Annotated in this window: 14 protein-coding genes; 8 read left to right on the top strand and 6 right to left on the bottom strand. The window is 73.2% G+C overall.

Annotated features, from left to right (window positions below; genetic code table 11):
* Window positions 1-11 precede the first annotated feature (11 nt).
* From scy to AC067A_RS02160, 6 genes are all read left to right on the top strand, one after another.
* Window positions 12-4,358, top strand: a complete 4,347-nt coding sequence (gene scy / locus AC067A_RS02185) for a polarized growth protein Scy (protein WP_478613508.1) — start codon at window positions 12-14, stop codon at window positions 4,356-4,358.
* Between the two features lie 114 nt (window positions 4,359-4,472).
* A complete protein-coding gene (locus AC067A_RS02180) occupies window positions 4,473-5,408 on the top strand; it encodes a coiled-coil domain-containing protein (RefSeq protein ID WP_017236114.1) in 936 nt (311 codons plus the stop codon).
* Window positions 5,409-5,482: 74 nt separating this feature from the next.
* A complete protein-coding gene (locus AC067A_RS02175) occupies window positions 5,483-6,481 on the top strand; it encodes an ABC transporter ATP-binding protein (RefSeq protein WP_478613258.1) in 999 nt (332 codons plus the stop codon).
* Window positions 6,482-6,484: 3 nt separating this feature from the next.
* Window positions 6,485-7,264 (top strand): ABC transporter permease, encoded by a 780-nt coding sequence (locus tag AC067A_RS02170; RefSeq protein WP_478613255.1) that lies wholly within the window; start codon window positions 6,485-6,487, stop codon window positions 7,262-7,264.
* A 167-nt stretch (window positions 7,265-7,431) separates the two neighbouring features.
* Window positions 7,432-8,604, top strand: coding sequence for an ABC transporter ATP-binding protein (locus AC067A_RS02165; RefSeq protein WP_478613253.1), 1,173 nt, complete (start codon window positions 7,432-7,434; stop codon window positions 8,602-8,604).
* Entirely contained in the window at window positions 8,601-9,461 is an 861-nt protein-coding gene (locus AC067A_RS02160; RefSeq protein ID WP_478613250.1) for an ABC transporter permease, read from the top strand. Before AC067A_RS02165 ends, AC067A_RS02160 begins: the two co-directional genes overlap by 4 nt.
* 3 nt (window positions 9,462-9,464) lie before the next feature.
* Here AC067A_RS02160 and AC067A_RS02155 read toward each other — a convergent pair whose 3' ends face one another.
* A complete protein-coding gene (locus AC067A_RS02155; RefSeq protein ID WP_478613249.1) occupies window positions 9,465-9,791 on the bottom strand; it encodes an ATP/GTP-binding protein in 327 nt (108 codons plus the stop codon).
* Window positions 9,792-9,989: 198 nt separating this feature from the next.
* On the opposite strand from AC067A_RS02155, the gene AC067A_RS02150 reads away from it, so the two are divergent.
* The gene (locus AC067A_RS02150) at window positions 9,990-11,024 is read left to right on the top strand and encodes an LLM class flavin-dependent oxidoreductase (RefSeq protein WP_478613246.1); all 1,035 of its coding nucleotides are present in this window, start codon (window positions 9,990-9,992) and stop codon (window positions 11,022-11,024) included.
* 254 nt (window positions 11,025-11,278) lie between these two features.
* Here AC067A_RS02150 and AC067A_RS02145 read toward each other — a convergent pair whose 3' ends face one another.
* Window positions 11,279-11,671 (bottom strand): SCO5389 family protein, encoded by a 393-nt coding sequence (locus tag AC067A_RS02145; RefSeq protein WP_017236120.1) that lies wholly within the window; start codon window positions 11,669-11,671, stop codon window positions 11,279-11,281.
* A gap of 271 nt (window positions 11,672-11,942) precedes the next feature.
* Between AC067A_RS02145 and nucS the strand changes: the two genes are divergently transcribed.
* Window positions 11,943-12,614 carry an endonuclease NucS gene (nucS, locus tag AC067A_RS02140; RefSeq protein ID WP_478613242.1) on the top strand — a complete coding sequence of 224 codons (672 nt, stop codon included), beginning with the start codon at window positions 11,943-11,945 and terminating at the stop codon, window positions 12,612-12,614.
* 81 nt (window positions 12,615-12,695) lie between these two features.
* Here nucS and AC067A_RS02135 read toward each other — a convergent pair whose 3' ends face one another.
* The 4 genes from AC067A_RS02135 to AC067A_RS02120 all read right to left on the bottom strand — a co-directional run bounded on the left by AC067A_RS02135 (window position 12,696) and on the right by AC067A_RS02120 (window position 17,582).
* Window positions 12,696-15,317, bottom strand: coding sequence for an ATP-binding protein (locus AC067A_RS02135; RefSeq protein WP_478613239.1), 2,622 nt, complete (start codon window positions 15,315-15,317; stop codon window positions 12,696-12,698).
* A 198-nt stretch (window positions 15,318-15,515) separates the two neighbouring features.
* Window positions 15,516-15,839 (bottom strand): STAS domain-containing protein, encoded by a 324-nt coding sequence (locus AC067A_RS02130; RefSeq protein ID WP_030210572.1) that lies wholly within the window; start codon window positions 15,837-15,839, stop codon window positions 15,516-15,518.
* A 126-nt stretch (window positions 15,840-15,965) separates the two neighbouring features.
* Window positions 15,966-16,814, bottom strand: a complete 849-nt coding sequence (locus AC067A_RS02125; protein ID WP_478613236.1) for a 3-hydroxyacyl-CoA dehydrogenase family protein — start codon at window positions 16,812-16,814, stop codon at window positions 15,966-15,968.
* Window positions 16,815-16,943: 129 nt separating this feature from the next.
* Window positions 16,944-17,582 carry a TetR/AcrR family transcriptional regulator gene (locus AC067A_RS02120; protein ID WP_478613233.1) on the bottom strand — a complete coding sequence of 213 codons (639 nt, stop codon included), beginning with the start codon at window positions 17,580-17,582 and terminating at the stop codon, window positions 16,944-16,946.
* Window positions 17,583-17,589 lie beyond the last annotated feature (7 nt).

Raw genomic sequence — 17,589 nt, 5'->3', positions numbered from 1 at the left:
TGGACCGCGCAGTGCGGGGCTACGAACGCCAGGAGAGCCACCGAGCTGAAGACGACCATCTCGCCAGGTTCGAAGCCGAGATGGACCGGCTGAAGACCGAGCGCGAGAAGGCCGTCCAGCACGCCGAGGACCTCGGTTACCAGGTCGAGGTCTTGCGCGCCAAGCTCCACGAGGCGCGCCGCACCATCGCGTCCCGGCCCGCGTACGACAGCGCCGACATCGGCTACCAGGCCGAGCAGCTGCTGCGGAACGCGCAGGCGCAGGCCGAGCAGCTCCGCCAGGACGCCGAGCGGGAGCTGCGCGAGGCCCGCGCCCAGACCCAGCGCATCCTCCAGGAGCACGCCGAGCACCAGGCCAGGCTCCAGGCCGAGCTCCACAACGAGGCGGTCCAGCGCCGCCAGCAGCTCGACCAGGAGCTCAACGAGCGCCGGCAGACCGTCGAGGCGCACGTCAACGAGAACGTCGCCTGGGCCGAGCAGCTCCGCGCCCGCACCGAGTCCCAGGCCCGCCGCCTGATGGAGGAGTCCCGCGCGGAGGCCGAGCAGTCGCTCGCCACCGCCCGTGCCGAGGCCGCCCGGCTCGCCGAGGAGACCAGCCGCCGGGTCGGCGCCGAGGCGGAGTCCGCCCGCGCCGAGGCCGAGGCCATCCTGCTGCGCGCCCGCAAGGACGCCGAGCGGCTCCTGAACGCCGCCTCCAGCCAGGCGCAGGAGGCCACCAGCCACGCCGAGCAGCTCCGCTCCACCACGACCGCCGAGACCGACCAGGCCCGCCGCCAGGCGACCGAGCTCTCGCGCGCCGCCGAGCAGCGCATGCAGGAGGCCGAGGAGAAGCTCCGGGTGGCCCGCGCCGAGGCCGAGAAGGCCCTCGCCGAGGCCAAGGAGGCCGCCGCCAGGCAGCTCGCCTCCGCCGAGTCGGTCAACGAGCAGCGGACCCGTACGGCCAAGACGGAGATCGCCCGGCTCGTCGGCGAGGCCACCAAGGACGCCGAGGCGCTGAAGGCCGAGGCCGAGGAGAAGCTCCGCGAGGCGACCGCCCACGCCGAGAAGCTGCTCTCGGAGGCCTCCGAGAAGGCCGTGGCGGCCGCCGCCGAGGACTCCGCGGCCGCGCTCGCCAAGGCCGCGCGCACCGCCGAGGAGATCCTCACCAAGGCGTCCGACGACGCCCGGGAGACCACCCGCAAGGCCGCCGAGGAGGCCGAGCGGGTCCGCCGCGAGGCCGAGATCGAGGCGGACCGGCTGCGCGCCGAGGCCGGCGAGCAGGCCGACGAGCTGCTCGGTTCCGCGAAGGACGACACCAAGGAGTACCGCGCCAAGACGGTCGAACTCCAGGAGGAGGCCCGCCGGCTGCGCGGCGAGGCCGAGCAGCTGCGCGCCGAGGCCGTCGACGAGGGCGAGCGGATCCGCGGCGAGGCCCGGCGCGAGGCCCTCCAGCAGATCGAGGAGGCGGCCAAGACCGCCGAGGAGCTCCTCACCAAGGCCCGTACCGACGCCGAGGAGCAGCGGAACAAGGCGGGCGCCGAGGGCGAGCGGGTCAAGTCGGAGGCCATGGAGCGCGCCCAGACGCTCCGGGCCCAGGCCGAGGAGACCCTGGAGCGGACCCGCGCCGAGGCCGAGCGGCTGCGGACCGAGGCCGAGGAGCAGGCCGAGTCGGTGCGGAGCGCGGCCGAGGAGGCCGCCGCCGGGCTGCGCGCGGACGCCGAGCGGGCCGCGGAGGCCCGCCGGGCCGAGGCCGCCGAGGAGCTGGCCCGGCTGCACGCCGAGGCCGAGGCCAAGGTGACGGCCGCGGGCGAGGAGCTGACCGACGCCCGCGCCGAGAGCGAGCTGATGCGGCGCGAGGCCGCGGACGAGACGGAGCGGCTGCGGACCGAGGCCGCGGAGCGCATCCGGACGCTCCGGGAGCAGGCCGAGCACGAGGCCGAGCGGCTGCGCGCCGAGGCCGCTTCGGACGCGTCGACCGTGCGTACCGAGGCCGAGAGCGCCGCCATACGGCTCCGCACGGAGGCCGGGCAGGAGGCCGAGCGCCTGAAGTCGGAGGCGCAGGAGACCGCCGACCGGGTGCGGGCCGAGGCCGCCGCCGCGGCCGAGCGGGTGGCCGCCGAGGCCGCCGAGGCGCTGGCCGCCGCGCAGGAGGAGGCCAACCGGCGCCGCCGGGAGGCCGAGTCGACCCTCGAGTCGGCCCGTTCCGAGGCCGGCCGGGAGCGCGAGCACGCCCGCGAGCAGTCCGAGGAGCTCCTCGCCGCCGCCCGCAAGCGGGTCGAGGACGCCCAGGCCGAGGCCCAGCGGCTGGTCGAGGAGGCGGACGCGCGGGCGACCGAGATGGTCACCGCGGCCGAGCAGACCGCCCAGGAGCTGCGGGACTCGGTGGCCGGTCTGCGCGAGCAGGCCGAGGAGGAGGTCGCCGGGCTGCGCAGCGCCGCCGAGCACGCGGCCGAGCGGACCCGGACCGAGGCGCAGGAGGAGGCGGACCGGGTCCGCGCCGACGCGTACGAGGAGCGGGAGCGGGCGTCCGAGGACGCGGCCCGCACGCGGACGCGCGCCCAGGAGGAGTCGGACGCCGCGAAGGCGCTGGCCGAGCGGACGGTCACGGACGCGCTCGCCGAGGCCGAGAAGCTGCGGACGGACACCGCCGAGTACGCGCAGCGGGTGCGCACCGAGGTGACGGATTCGCTCGCGTCGGCCGAGCAGGACGCGGCCCGCACCCGGGCCGACGCCCGGGACGACGCGAACCGGATTCGTTCGGAGGCCGCCGAGCGCGCCGAGACGGTGGTCGGCGAGGCGCGTACGGAGGCGGAGCGGCTCGCCGCCGAGGCCGCCGAGCTCCGCGCGGAGGCCGAGCGGGAGTCCCAGCGCCTGCGGGCCGAGGCCGAACAGGTCAAGGCCGACGGGGAGGCACACGCCGAGGCCCTGCGCGACGCCGCCCTGGCCGAGGGCGAGAAGGTGCTCGACGACGCCCGCAAGGCCGCCGACAAGCGCCGCGCCGACGCCGCCGAACAAGCCGACGCCCTCATCGCCGAGGCGACGAACGAAGCCGAACGGCTCACCGCCGAAGCGGTCGAGCTCATGGAGACGACCGAACAGGACGCCCAGCGCCTGCGCGCCGAGGCCGAACAGGTCAAGATCGACGGGGAGGCACACGCCCAGGCGCTGCGGAACGCCGCCCTGGCCGACGGCGAGAAGGTGCTCGACGACGCCCGCAAGGCCGCCGACAAGCGCCGCGCCGACGCCGCCGAACAAGCCGACGCCCTCATCGCCGAGGCGACGAGCGAAGCCGAACGGCTCACCCGCGAGGCGGGCGAGCTGTCCGACGCGGTCACGGCGGACGCGCGGGCCGAGGCGGAGCGGGTCGCGGCGGAGGCCGCCGAGCAGGCCGCGCGGACCCTCGCCGAGGGCGAGCGGGCCAAGGCCGAGGCGGAGGCCGCGGGCGCCGCGGCGCTGGCCGCGGCGCAGCAGGACGCCGAGCGGATCCGTACCGAGTCGGAGCGGGTCAGGGCCGACGCCGAGGCGGCGTCCGAGCAGATGCGCTCGGAGGCCCGCGAGGAGGCGGACCGGACGCTCGACGAGGCGCGGGAGGCCGGCGCCCGGAAGCGTTCGGACGCGGCCGAGCAGGCGGACCAGCTGATCGCCAAGGCGCAGGAGGAGGCGCTGCGCGCCACCACCGAGGCCGAGTCGCAGGCGGACACGATGGTCGGCGCGGCCCGCAAGGAGGCCGAGCGGATCGTCGCCGAGGCGACCGTCGAGGGCAACTCCCTGGTGGAGAAGGCCCGTACGGACGCGGACGAACTGCTCGTCGGGGCGCGCGGCGACGCCACGGCCATAAGGGAGCGTGCCGAGGAGCTGCGGAGCCGCGTCGAGGGCGAGATCGAGGAGCTGCACGAGCGGGCGCGGCGCGAGACGGCCGAGCAGATGCGGACGGCCGGCGAGCGGGTCGACAAGCTGGTGGCGGCCGCGACGGAGCAGCGCGCCGAGGCGGACGAGAAGGCCAAGGAGCTGGTGTCCGAGGCGAGTTCGGAGGCGAGCAAGGTCCGGATCGCCGCGGTCCGCAAGGCCGAGGCGCTCCTCAAGGAGGCCGAGCAGAAGAAGGCCTCGCTCGTCGCGGAGGCCGAGGCCATCAAGGCGGAGGCGGAGCGGATCCGGGCGGAGGCCGAGGCCGAGGCCGAGAAGACGATCTCGGAGGGTCAGCGCGAGCTGGAGGTGCTGGTGCGCCGGCGAAAGGACATCAACGCCGAGATCTCCCGTGTCCAGGACGTACTGGAGGCGTTGGAGTCTTTCGAGACCCCGTCAGCGGGGGCGAAGGAGGGGGTCAAGGCGGGCGCGTCGTCGGGGACCACTCGTTCGAGTGGCAAGTCCCAGGACGGCTAGCCACTCAAAAGGCTGGACATTCTCCAGATCAAACGGGCATACGCTCGATGACACGCCGCTTAGGCCCCTAGGATTCCCTCTAACACCTCACCGGTCTCATTCGACAGGAAACCCATGAGCGACACATCCTCCCCCTTCGGCTTCGAGCTCGTGCGGCGCGGTTACGACCGCGGTCAGGTGGACGACCGCATTACCAAGCTCGTGTCCGACCGCGACAGCGCCCTGTCCCGTATCACCTCGCTGGAGAAGCGCATCGAGGAGCTCCACCTCGAGACGCAGAACGCCCAGGCGCAGGTCACCGACGCCGAGCCGTCGTACGCGGGGCTCGGCGCCCGGGTCGAGAAGATCCTCCGGCTCGCCGAGGAGGAGGCGAAGGACCTGCGTGAGGAGGCCCGTCGCGCGGCCGAGCAGCACCGCGAGCTGGCCGAGTCCTCCGCCCAGCAGGTGCGCAACGACGCGGAGTCGTTCGCGGCCGACCGGAAGGCCAAGGCCGAGGACGAGGGCGTCCGGATCGTCGAGAAGGCGCAGGGCGAGGCCAACTCGCTGCGTGCCGAGGCGCAGAAGGACGCGCAGTCGAAGCGCGAGGAGGCGGACGCCCTCTTCGAGGAGACCCGCGCCAAGGCCGCCCAGGCCGCCGCCGACTTCGAGACCAACCTGGCGAAGCGCCGCGAGCAGTCGGAGCGGGACCTGGCCTCCCGCCAGGCGAAGGCCGAGAAGCGTCTCGCGGAGATCGAGCACCGCGCCGAGCAGCTGCGCCTGGAGGCCGAGAAGCTGCGTACGGACGCGGAGCGCCGGGCCCGTCAGACGGTGGAGACCGCGCAGCGCCAGGCCGAGGACATCGTGGCCGACGCGAACGCCAAGGCCGACCGGATCCGTTCGGAGTCGGAGCGCGAGCTCGCGGCGCTGACGAACCGCCGCGACTCGATCAACGCCCAGCTGACCAACGTCCGCGAGATGCTGGCGACGCTGACCGGCGCCGCGGTGGCGGCGGCGGGCTCGCCGATCGACGACGAGCGTGCGGCCGGCGTCCCGGCCCAGCAGTCGCGGTAACAAGTCGACAGCACACCCGAAACCCCCTGTCATTCCGGTGGCGGGGGGTTTTGCGCGCCCGTAGGTTGGTACGCATGATCGAGCTTGAGGGCCTGACCAAGCGGTACGGGGCGAAGACGGCGGTCGACCATCTCTCCTTCCAGGTACGACCGGGCGTGGTCACGGGGTTCCTGGGACCCAACGGGGCGGGCAAGTCGACGACGATGCGGATGATGCTCGGCCTGGACAACCCGACGAGCGGGACGGTCCGGCTCGACGGCAAGCACTACCGGGAGCTGGCCGAGCCGCTGAAGTACATCGGGGCGCTCCTCGACGCCAAGGCGATGCACGGCGGCCGCTCCGCGTACAACAACCTGCTGTGCCTCGCGCAGTCCAACCGGATTCCCGAGAAGCGGGTGGGCGAGGTGCTCGACCTGGTGGGGCTGACGCCGGTCGCCAAGAAGAAGTCGAAGGGTTTCTCCCTCGGCATGGGCCAGCGGCTGGGCATCGCCTCGGCGCTGCTCGGCGATCCCGAGGTCCTGATGTTCGACGAACCCGTCAATGGTCTGGACCCCGAGGGAATTCACTGGATCCGCAATCTGATGAAGGCGTTGGCCGCCGAAGGCCGGACGATCTTCGTTTCCAGTCACCTGATGAGTGAAATGGCACTGACGGCCGATCATCTCATCGTGATCGGGCAGGGAAAGCTGCTGGCCGACACGTCGATGGCGGATTTCATCCAGCAGAATTCCAGGAGTTTCGTGCGGCTGCGTTCACCGCAGCAGGAACGGCTGCGGGACGTGCTCCACGCCAACGGATTCGTCGTGGTCGAGGCGGGCAACGGGACCCTCGAGGTGGACGGGGCGACGACCGAGAAGCTGGGCGAGCTGGCCGCGGAGAACGGCCTCGTCCTGCACGAGCTGAGCGCCCAGCGCGCCTCGCTCGAGGAAGCGTTCATGCAGATGACGGCCGGTGCGGTGGAGTACCACGCGCACGGCACCGACGTACACGGCGCTCCGGCGCCCGGCCCCCGGTGGGGCCCGCACTCCGGGTCGGCCTCCGACTCCTACGACTCGACCTCCGAGGGAGCCTGAACGATGGCAGCGGCATCCGCGGTCCTCCAGTCCGAGTGGACCAAGATCCGGACGGTGTCGTCGACCGTCTGGACACTGGCGAGCGCCCTGCTCGTCACGGTGGCGATGAGCGCGGCGCTGTGCGCCCTGTTCAAGGCGACCTTCGACGATCTCAACGAGGTGGAGCAGGCGACCTTCGACCCGACGTTCGCCAGCTTCTCCGGGATGATCCTCGGTCAGCTGGCGATGGTGGTCTTCGGCGTCCTGGTGGTCGGCACCGAGTACTCCTCGGGCATGATCCGCACCTCGCTCGCGGCGGTCCCGCAGCGCGCCACCTTCCTCTTCTCGAAGATCGCGGTGGCCGGCGTGCTCGCCCTGGCCGTGGGCCTGGCGACCAGCTTCCTCTCCTTCTTCCTCGGGCAGGCGCTGCTCGGCGACCACCGCACCACCCTCGGCGCGGACAACGTGCTGCGCGCGGTGGTCGGCGGCGGTCTCTACATGGGCCTGATCGCGATCTTCTCGATGGGCGTGGCGGCGATGCTGCGCTCCTCGATGCTGTCGCTGGGCATCCTGGTGCCGTTCTTCTTCCTGATCTCGCAGATCCTCTCGGCGGTGCCGAAGGCGAAGGAGGTCGCCAAGTACTTCCCCGACCAGGCCGGCTCCAAGATCATGCAGGTGGTACCGGACGCGATGGGCTCGGAGAAGGCCCCCTACGGGCCCTGGGGCGGACTCGGGATCATGCTGATCTGGGTGGCGGCCGCGCTGCTCGGCGGCTACCTGGTGCTGAAGAAGCGGGACGCCTGATCCCGTAGGGGACCACCGGGGAATCTCCCGGAGGTTCCCCGGTGGTTCGATTCCGCTTCGCCGGAACCGTCAATGGCTGGATAAGCTCCTAGCTCATACGGGGGGCTCCGGCCGAAGGCCGCCACGCCCCGACATGGATGCGACCGACCTGTCGATGGGGCTGGAGAATGATCGAGGCAGTCGGCCTGACGAAGCGCTACGGCGCCAAGACGGCCGTGTACAACCTTTCCTTCCAGGTGAGGCCGGGTGTGGTCACCGGCTTCCTGGGGCCCAACGGGTCGGGCAAGTCGACGACGATGCGCATGATCCTCGGCCTGGACCGGCCCACCGCCGGACACGTGACGATCGGCGGCCACCCGTTCCGGCAGCTGCCGAACGCGCCCCGGCAGGTCGGCGCGCTGCTCGACGCCAAGGCCGTGCACGGCGGGCGGAGCGCGCGCAGCCACCTCCTCTCGCTCGCGCAGCTCGCCGGCATCCCGGCGCAGCGGGTCGACGAGGTCCTCGGCGTCGTCGGCCTCCAGGACGTGGCCAAGCGCCGCTCCAAGGGCTTCTCGCTCGGCATGGGCCAGCGCCTCGGCATCGCGGCGGCGCTCCTCGGCGACCCGCAGGTGCTGCTCTTCGACGAGCCGGTCAACGGCCTGGACCCGGAGGGCATCCTCTGGGTCAGGAACCTGATGAAGAAGCTGGCCTCCGAGGGCCGGACCGTGTTCGTCTCCAGCCACCTCATGAGCGAGATGGCGCTGACCGCGGACCACCTCATCGTGATCGGCCGGGGGCAGCTGCTCGCGGACATGAGCGTCACGGACTTCATCTCGGCGAACTCCGCCGACTTCGCCCGGCTGCGGACCCCGCAGACCGAGCCGGCGCAGCGGGAGAAGCTGACGGCGGTCCTGACGGAGGCGGGCGGCCAGGTGCTGTCCGAGCCGGACGGGGCGCTGCGGGTGACGGGCCTGCCCCTGCCGAGGATCAGCGACCTGGCGCACGGCGCGGACGTACGGCTCTGGGAGCTCTCCCCGCACCAGGCGTCCCTGGAGGAGGCGTACATGCGGCTGACGCAGGGCGCCGTGGACTACCGCTCGACCGACGACCGGCTCGCGCACCTCCAGCCGGCGCCGCACCCCGGGCAGCCTGGTTACGGGGTGCCGCCGCAGCCGGCGGTCCAGGACGTGCCGCAGCAGGGCTGGTACGCCCCGCCGCCGCCCGGGCAGAACCCGTACGCCGGTGCGCCGCAGGCGCCCGCGCCGGGTCCGTACGCCCCGCCGCCGGCGGCCCCGCCGGCCGCGGCAGTCCCGCCGTCGACCACCCCGCAGCCGAGCGACACCACCAAGGACGCCCGATGACCGCCCCCGCACACCACCCCGCTCCGGCGCCGCACGCGTACGTCTCCCCCATCCCGGTCCGCAGGGCGCACCTCGGTGACGCGCTCGCCTCCGAGTGGACGAAGATCCGCTCGGTGCGGTCGACGATGTGGACGCTCGGCGTCATGATCCTGCTGATGCTGGCCCTCGGCCTGGGGGTGGCGGCGATCGCGGCGGCGTCCCAGCGCGCGATGGCCGAGGACGGTCAGGGCGCGATGGTCGAGGAGTCGGCCCTCGGGTTCGGGTTCTTCGGGATGCTGCCCGCGGCGATCTGCGTGATCACGCTCGGCGTGCTCACCATCGCCTCCGAGTACGGCACGGGCATGATCCGTACGACCCTGACGGCCTGCCCCAGCCGCGGCCGGGTGCTGGCGGCGAAGGCGATCGTCTTCTTCCTGCTGGTCTTCACGGTCACCACGGTGACCGCGGCACTGGTGGCGGTGGCGCAGGTCGCCATCGTCGGCGACATCGCGGCCGACCCGACGGCCGGCGAGTGGCTGCGGGCGACGGCCGGGGCGGGTGCCTACCTGGCCCTGCTCGGTCTGATGTCGCTGGCGCTGGGCACCGTGATCCGGCACTCGGCCGGCGCGATCACGGTGATGATCGGCCTGCTGCTGCTGCCGCTGGTGGTGGGCCTCTTCATGATGTCGCAGGCGCTCGAGTCGGTGCGGGAGTGGCTGTTCACGTACGCCATCCCGTCGCAGATGATCGCGCTGTACAGCGACCAGCCGCCGTTCGGCGACGGCCCCGCGGGCTGGGAGCCGCTGTTCATCCTGGGCGGCGTCACGGCGGTCGTCCTCGGTGGCGCCTTCGCCCTCCTGAACAGCCGGGACGTCTGACCCTCAGTACTTCGGCGCGTTACGGGACCGCTGCACCTTGCTGGTGCGGCGGTCCTTCGCGTGCCAGCAGGCCTTGTGCCAGTGGCGCCGGTCGTCCACTCCCCCGTACTCCGGCCAGGCGACCACGTGCGGGGCGCCGGACGGGATCTCCTGGTCGCAGCCGGGGCAGCGGTAGCGCTTGCCGGGAGAGCTCGCGCCGGCGACGAGCCGGACGTACCACTCCTCGCCCTGCCAGGTCTCGGTGCGCTGGACGCCGCCGTACCGGTCGCCGCTGCCGCCCTGCGGCTCGGGCTTCTCGCCGCCTCGGGAGCGGTTGTGACGCGGGGACACGGGCACACCTCACGGGGTCTGGGAACACGGACCGTTCCCTCAAGCCTACGGGCCGCGACGCGGTGCCCCCGGCCCCGTCCGGGACGGCTTAGCGGAAAATCGCAAGAACTTCATGAACGGCCGTTGCCTTTGGCACGTGTCAGACGTTGTTGCCAGTGCGAGGGGAGATACGCGTCGGCCGCAAGGAGGCAGAAGGCGATGCGCGTGGGTACGTTCGTTCTGGCCGCCCAGTTCCCGGGCCAGGGACAGGGAGAGGCGCTGCACCGTGCGGTGCGCACCGCCGAGGTCGCCGAGGAGGCCGGGCTCGACTCCGTCTGGCTGGCCGAGCACCATTTCGTGCCGTACGGGGTGTGCCCCTCGGCCGTCACCCTGGCCGCGCTGCTCCTCGGGCGCACCCGGAGACTGCGGGTCGGCACGGCGGTGAGCGTGCTGCCGAGCGTCCACCCGGTCGCCCTCGGCGAGCAGGCGGCGCTGCTGCACCTGACCTCGGGCGGCAGGTTCACCCTCGGGGTGGGCCGGGGCGGCCCCTGGGTCGACCTGGAGGTGTTCGGCTCCGGCCTCGCCGCGTACGAACAGGGCTTCCCCGAGTCGCTCGACCTGCTGCTGCGGTGGCTCACCGAGCCCACCGTGGGCGCCCGGGGAGAACGATTCGCTTTCCGCGACGTGCCGGTGGTGCCGCGCCCGGACGAGCTGATCGACGGGCCGGCCCGACCTGAGGTGGTGGTGGCCTGCACCTCGCCGACGAGCGTGCGGCTCGCCGCGGAGCGGGGTCTCCCGATGCTGCTCGGCATGCACTGCGGCGACGAGGACAAGGCGGAGATGGTCGCGGCCTGGGAACGCTGCGCGCGGGAGGCCGGGCGGGACCCGGACGAGATCGCGCGGATCGGCGCCTGCCACGTCTCGGCGGGCGTGGCACAGCTCGCCGACCGGGGGCCCGACGCCGCCGAGGCGCTGGTCAAGGCGATGCCGGGCTGGCTGAAGCAGGGGCTCGACGCCCATGTCACGGTGGACGGCCGGCACCGGGCCATGCGGGACCCCGTGGCGTACACGGAGCTGCTGTGCCGGATGCACCCCGTGGGCACGCCGCGGCTCGCGGCGGACCGGCTGGCGGCGACCTCGGAGCGTACGGGCATCACGCGCTTCGCCCTCCTCGCGGAGGGCTCGGGCGACCTCGCGGCCACCGAGGAGAACGTCCGCAGGCTCGGCACGGAGGTCCTGCCACTCCTGACGTGAGGTGAGGTGCCGCCGCTCCTGGCGCGAGGCCCGGGTCATGCAGGAGGCCCGGCACGGAGGTGCCGCCGCTGACGACGTGAGACCCGGCACGGAGCTACCGACGTGGGGGCCGGCACGGAGCTACCGGCGCGGAGGTGCCGGTGTGAGGTGTGCCACGGCGGGATCGTGCGGCCGCTCCGGCGTCCGCGGGTGACGATGCGCGTCGGCGCGCATCGGTCGCGACCTCCCGCGACGCGGAGCGGCAGCACCGTGCCTCAGCAGTCGCGGAGTTCGGGCGACTGGTTGAGAAGCTGCCCCCGTACGGATGTGAAGCGGGCGAGCCGCTCGTCCACCGCCGGGTCGAGCGGGAACACCGCCACCCGGTGGCAGTTCTGGAATGCGAGGCGCACTCCGAAGTGCCGCTGGAGCGCGCCACGGATGGCGTCGCTGGCGAGCGCGCGCAGCAGCTGACCACGTGCCTGCTCATTCGGCGGCGGCGTCTGGTTGTCGGCGAACTCTCCGCCGTCGACCTTCAGCTGGGCCACCAGAGAACTGATCATCTCCCATGCGTAGGGCAGGGAGGTCCGGACGCAGTCGACGAAGTCGGCTTCGTCGACCTCGCCTCGCTCGGCCTGTTCCAACAGTGCCGGTGAGACGTCGAGCGACATGGGTTCTCCTCTCGCGACCCCGCGGGCGGGGTCTTGCGGGCAGGGACGAAGGCCTGCCCGCCCGACACGCAGCGTGCACGGACGACGACCTCCAGCTTCCACGGTAAGCGCGCAGTCCTGGTGGCACCAGGAGATTGGGAACACAACCGGCTGATAACCGACGGGTGTTCGGCTCATGACCGCGCTCCGGCGCGTCTCCGGGCGGGTCGGGGCGTGCCCGGCGGATGCCCGAATCGCGCGGAAGAGCGCCTGTCTTGTAGCGTTGCCGACCATGCGTCTCGTCATTGCCCGTTGCTCCGTGGACTACGCAGGCCGGCTCACGGCCCACCTGCCCTCCGCCCCCCGTCTGATCCTGGTCAAGGCAGACGGCAGCGTCTCCATCCACGCGGACGACCGGGCGTACAAACCGCTCAACTGGATGTCCCCGCCGTGCACCCTCAAGGAGGGCGTCGACGGCGAGGAGGGCGTCTGGACCGTGATCAACAAAGCGGGCGAGAAACTGATCATCACGATGGAGGAGATCCTCCACGATTCCTCACACGAACTGGGTGTCGACCCCGGCCTGATCAAGGACGGCGTCGAGGCGCACCTCCAGGAGCTGCTCGCCGACCGCATCGAGACCCTCGGTGAGGGCTACACCCTGATCCGCCGCGAGTACCCGACCGCGATCGGCCCGGTGGACATCCTCTGCCGCGACGCCGACGGCGGCACGGTAGCGGTGGAGATCAAGCGGCGCGGCGAGATCGACGGCGTCGAGCAGCTGACCCGCTACCTGGAGCTGCTCAACCGCGACCCGCACCTCGCGCCGGTCAAGGGCGTCTTCGCGGCGCAGGAGATCAAGCCGCAGGCGAGGGTCCTCGCCACGGACCGCGGCATGGGCTGCGTCGTCCTGGACTACGACGCCCTGCGCGGCATCGAGGACGACAAGCTGCGGCTGTTCTGACGGCCGTACGGAACAAGGGGACGGCCCCGGGTGCGATGCGCGCCCGGGGCCGTTCGTCGTCTCCGTACGGCGGTACGGGGATCAGGCGGGGGTGTCGGAGGCGGAGGGGACGCTGCCGAGGCTGGACGAGGCGGTGTTGACGGGAGCCTCGGTGGTGGGCGACGTGGACGACGGCGAGGTCGACGGCGAACCGGACGACGGCGAGGGCGACGACGAGGACGGCGACGGCGACGACGAGGACGGCCTGGGCGACGAGGAGGACGACGTGGGCGGCCGGGTCAGCGTGGGCCGCCCGGTCGGCGGCGTCGTACCCGACGACGGCGGCCCGGTCGTCGCCGACGGGCTGTCCGAGGGGGACGCCGAGTCGGAGGAGCCCGGACTCGCCGAGCCCGACGGGGACGCGCTGCCGGAGGCGGAGGGGGTCGGGGAGCCGGAGGCCGTGGGGGCGCCCGTCTCGCCGGGCTCGCCGTCGGTCGGCGGCTCGTCGTCGGTGCCGGCGCCGTCGCCGCCTCCGTCGGGCGCGCTGCTGTCGGAGGTGACGCTGTTGGTGACCGGCTCGTCGCCGTTGCCGGAGGTGGCTCCGAGGGTGACGACGGTGCCGAGGACGGCGACGAGGAGCGCGCCCGCGCCGACCGCGACGAGGTTGCGGCGGGCACCGGTGAGGATGCCGCCCTTGAGGCCGGGTCGGCCGCCGTCCTTGGCGGTGTCGGGGCGCGTGATGAGGGTCGGGCCCTCGTCGGCGAAGTCGGGGAACGCGGGCATCGGGGCCGCGGCGGGCCGCCGGGCCGGTCCGCTCGGCAGCGGGGCCGTGACGGCCGCGGGGCCGAGGGCCGGGCGGGTGGCCGGGCCGCGCAGGGCCGGGGTCCCGCGCGGCGGCGAGAAGGGCTCCTCGGCGGGGGCTCCGTGCTCCCCCGAGAGGTCGGCGACGAGCGCGAGGGCGCGACGGCCTGCGACGGTGCCGCGCTTGTCGGCGAGCACCCCGCGCATGCCGATGGAGGCCTCCAGCTCGGCGCGGGCCCGCTCCAGGTTGCCGGCGCAGATCGCGAGGACGCCGAGTTCGTGGTGGAAGTACGCCTCCTCCGCCACGTCGCCGGTCAGCCGGGCGGACTCCTGCCCGGCGCGCAGGGCGCGTTCCCAGGCGCCCCAGTGCAGCCCGGCGGCGAAGGCGGGGGCGGCGGCGCGGGCGAGGAGGACGGCGGTGGCGCGGCGCTCGGCGTCGTCGGCGGAGCCGGAGCCCGAGCCCGAGCCCGAGCCCGAGCCGGAGCCCGAGCCCGAGCCGGAGCCCGAGCCGGCGACGAGGGCGGTCAGGGCGGCCAGCAGCGCGTCGGACTCGGCGGCGGCCCGGTCCGGGGTGACGGAGGGGTGGGCGGCCCACCAGGCGTAGTGCTGGGCGGCGGTGTGGGCGCGCTCGGCGGCACCGTTCTCGTAGCCGTTGGCGACGAGCTGGGTGAGGACCCCGGCGGCGAGCCGGTAGCGGGGACCGACCGGGGAGAGCAGGCCGCAGGCCACGAGTTCGCCGAGGGCCGCGTCGGCGTGGGTGTCCCCGACGAGGGCCGGCAGGTGGGCCTGGTGCGGGAGCTCGCCGCCGAGGGCGACGGCGAAGCGCAGGGTGGCCTGGGCGGAGCGGCTGAGCCGGGAGGCGAGCAGGGCGGCCGGTGCGGCGCCCTCGCCGAGGCTCGGCAGGGGTATCTCGCGCAGCTCGACGTCGGGGTCGTCGATCCCGTCGAAGGCGGCGGCGGCGACGGCCGCGGCCGCGTCGGGGTCGGTGGGGCCGAAGGCCTCTTCGAGGGCGCCGAAGGCGTCGAACTCGGCGGGGGTGACGCGCAGCCGGTCGCGCTGGCGGAGCAGGGCGCCGGCCTGGACGAAGCGGAGCGGCAGGCCTTCGGACTCGAACCACAGGTCGCCGGCCCAGTTGGCCTCGTCGTCGGTGAGGGTGCGGCCGGCGGCGCTCTCCAGGAGCTTCAGGGCGGCGCCGCGGCCGAGGCCGTCGAGGCGGAGTTCCTCGACGGGGGCGTCGGGGGAGGGGCCGGGGGCGTCGGGCGCCGCGGCGAGGAGGAAGGCGCACTCGGGTGCGGCGTCGAGCAGCTCGTCGAGGGAGGCGCCGCCGAACTCCAGGTCGTCGACGACGACCACGGCGCCGATGTCGCGGATCAGGTCGAGGAGTGCGGTCCGGTCGGGCCGCTGCTCCGGTGCGTGGCGCACGGCGGTGAAGAGCTCGTGGAGCAGCTCGGTGGGGGTGCGGTGGTGGCCGGAGAGCCGGACGACGCCGTCGGGGGCGAGGTCGGCGCAGTCGGCGGCGACCGCGTCGAGGAGGGCGGTGCGGCCGGATCCGGCGGGGCCGGTCACCCGGGCGGACCGGCCGCGGGTGATGATCCCGACGAGCCGTTCGCGCTCCTCGCCCCGTTCGAGGAGGGGCAGCGCGGGTGCGGCGGGTCCGGCCGGTACGGGCGGGGCCGCGGCGCGGGCGGCCTCGGCGCGCTCCTCGGCCGTGCGGGGGCGGGGGGCCTCGGGTTCCCGCCCCGGGGGGCATGGCTCGATCTCGCTGCCGTCGACGGGGTTGACGGTGAGGAGCAGTCCGCCGGTGACGAGCTGGACGACGCGGGCGCGCGCGGGGGCGGGCGCGGGCACGCCGCGGCCCTGGCGGGTCTCGTCACCCTCGGTGTCGTGCCCGTACTCCTCCGACCCACGGTTGTTCGGGTCCATGGTGCAAGCCCCCAAGAAGCGGTGTCCGGTGCCCGCCGGATGGGTCCGTCAATGTGCAGGCGACCGAACCCTAGACCGTGGTCAGGCGCTCGGGAACAGGCGGGGTGCCCCGGAGACCAAGACGTCACGGTCTTGTGAGGATTGAGCGTGACGCCTGGTTCGCACAGCGGCTTCACAGACGGTGGCGGGCACGGCGGGTCACACCCGGGGCAGCGACTCCAGGGCGAGGCCGCCCTCGATGGCGAGGATGCGGTGCAGTCGGGTGGCGACGAGGAGCCGCTGCATCTGCGGCGGCACCCCGCGCAGGACGAGGCGCCGGCCGCAGCGGCCGGCCCGCCGGTGGGCGCCCATGATGACCCCGAGTCCGGTCGCGTCCCAGGAGTCGAGACCGGTCAGGTCGAGCACCAGGTCGCCGACTCCGTCGTCGACGGCCGAGTGCAGGACCGTACGGGCGTCCGCCGCACTGCGGACGTCGAGGCGGCCCCCGACGACCAGCTCGACGTGGTCGCCCCTGATGTGCATATGCGCTCCCCGAGAGTGCTCCGTCTTCGCAACAACTGACTGCCGCACCGGCAGATACGTTGCGCCTTGTCAGCGAACCGATACCGAAATTCACCCCACGGGGTGAGGCGGGACGGCGGTGGCGGATCAGTACTTGTAGAAGCCCTGCCCGCTCTTGCGGCCGATGTCACCCGCGTCCACCATCCGGCGCATCAGCTCCGGCGGCGCGAACTTCTCGTCCTGGGACTCGGTGTAGATGTTGTTGGCCGCGTTCACCAGGATGTCGATGCCGGTGAGGTCGGCGGTGGCGAGCGGGCCCATGGCGTGGCCGAAGCCGAGCTTGCAGGCGATGTCGATGTCCTCGGCGGTGGCGACGCCCGACTCGTGGAGCTTGGCGGCCTCGACGACGAGGGCCGAGATGAGGCGGGTGGTGACGAAGCCGGCGACGTCGCGGTTGACGACGATGCAGGTCTTGCCGACGGACTCGGCGAACGCACGGGCGGTGGCGAGGGTCTCGTCGCTCGTCTTGTAGCCGCGGACCAGCTCGACGAGCTGCATCATCGGCACGGGCGAGAAGAAGTGGACGCCGACGACGGCCTCGGGGCGCTCGGTCACCGCGGCGATCTTGGTGATCGGGATCGCGGAGGTGTTGGAGGCGAGGACGGCGCCGTCCTTGGCGATCTTGTCCAGCGAGCGGAAGATCTCGTGCTTGACGTCGAGGTTCTCGAAGACGGCCTCGACGACGACGTCGGCGTCGGCGACGGCGTCGAGCTCGGTGGTGGCCGTGATCCGGCCGAGGGCGGCCCCGGCGTCCTCGGCGGTGAGCTTGCCCTTGGCGACGAACCTGTCGTACGACGCCTTGATGCCGTCGGTGCCGCGGGTCAGGGCGGCGTCGGTGACGTCACGCAGGACGACGTCCCAGCCCGCCTGTGCCGAGACCTGCGCGATGCCGGATCCCATGAGTCCGGCCCCGATGACGGCGAGCTTCCTGGCCACGATCTTCCACCCCTTAACGCCTGTTCACTTCTGGCTCTTCGGCGGAGATTAGCGGTCGCGGGGCGCCATGTGACCGCTAAGTAATGCGCGTCACGCCCTCTTTGACGGACGTCACACTCGCGACACCCCTCAGCCCTCGCGCACGGCGTACGTCAGGACCTTCTCGCTCAGCAGTTCCTCGATCTCGTCGAGCAGGACGAGGGCCTCCCGGGAGACGGTGGTGGCCTTGCGCCCGGCGGTCATCTCACCGGTGATGTAGCCGACGACGGCGTTCTCGATCCAGGCGAGCTGGCCGCCGACGAGCAGCGGCAGCGGGTCGTCGGGGGCGGCTCCGGTCTCCTCCCGCAGGGTGGTCACGACGGCCTCCTGGACCTGGTCCCGGAGGTGGAAGAGGCGGGCCTTGAGGGTGGGCGCGTGCTCGATGACGTTCATGAAGGCGTCGAAGCCGTCCATGAGTCCGTAGGCGGGCGACACCGCCCCGATGTCCTGGCGCAGTTCGCGCAGGACCGCCCGGGCGGCCGACTCGCCCCGGTCGCGGCCGCGGATCATCCGGGCGAGGCGCTGGGTGACCCCGTCCATCCGGTCGAGGAAGAGGTCCTCCTTGGCGGGGAAGTAGTTGTAGACGGTGTTCACGGAGACGTCGGCCGCCTCGGCGACGTCGGCGACGGTGACGGCCGCGAAGCCGCGCTCCAGGAAGAGCCCCGTCGCGATGTCCGAGATCCGTTGCTTCGTCTCGCGCTTCTTGCGTTCCCTGAGTCCCTCGGCCATGGCCCCA

It is taken from the genome of Streptomyces sp. NPDC043176 (genome assembly GCF_056436715.1).
The sequence above is the reverse complement of the archived record's forward strand: the minus strand, read 5'-3'. Positions and strand labels throughout refer to the sequence as shown.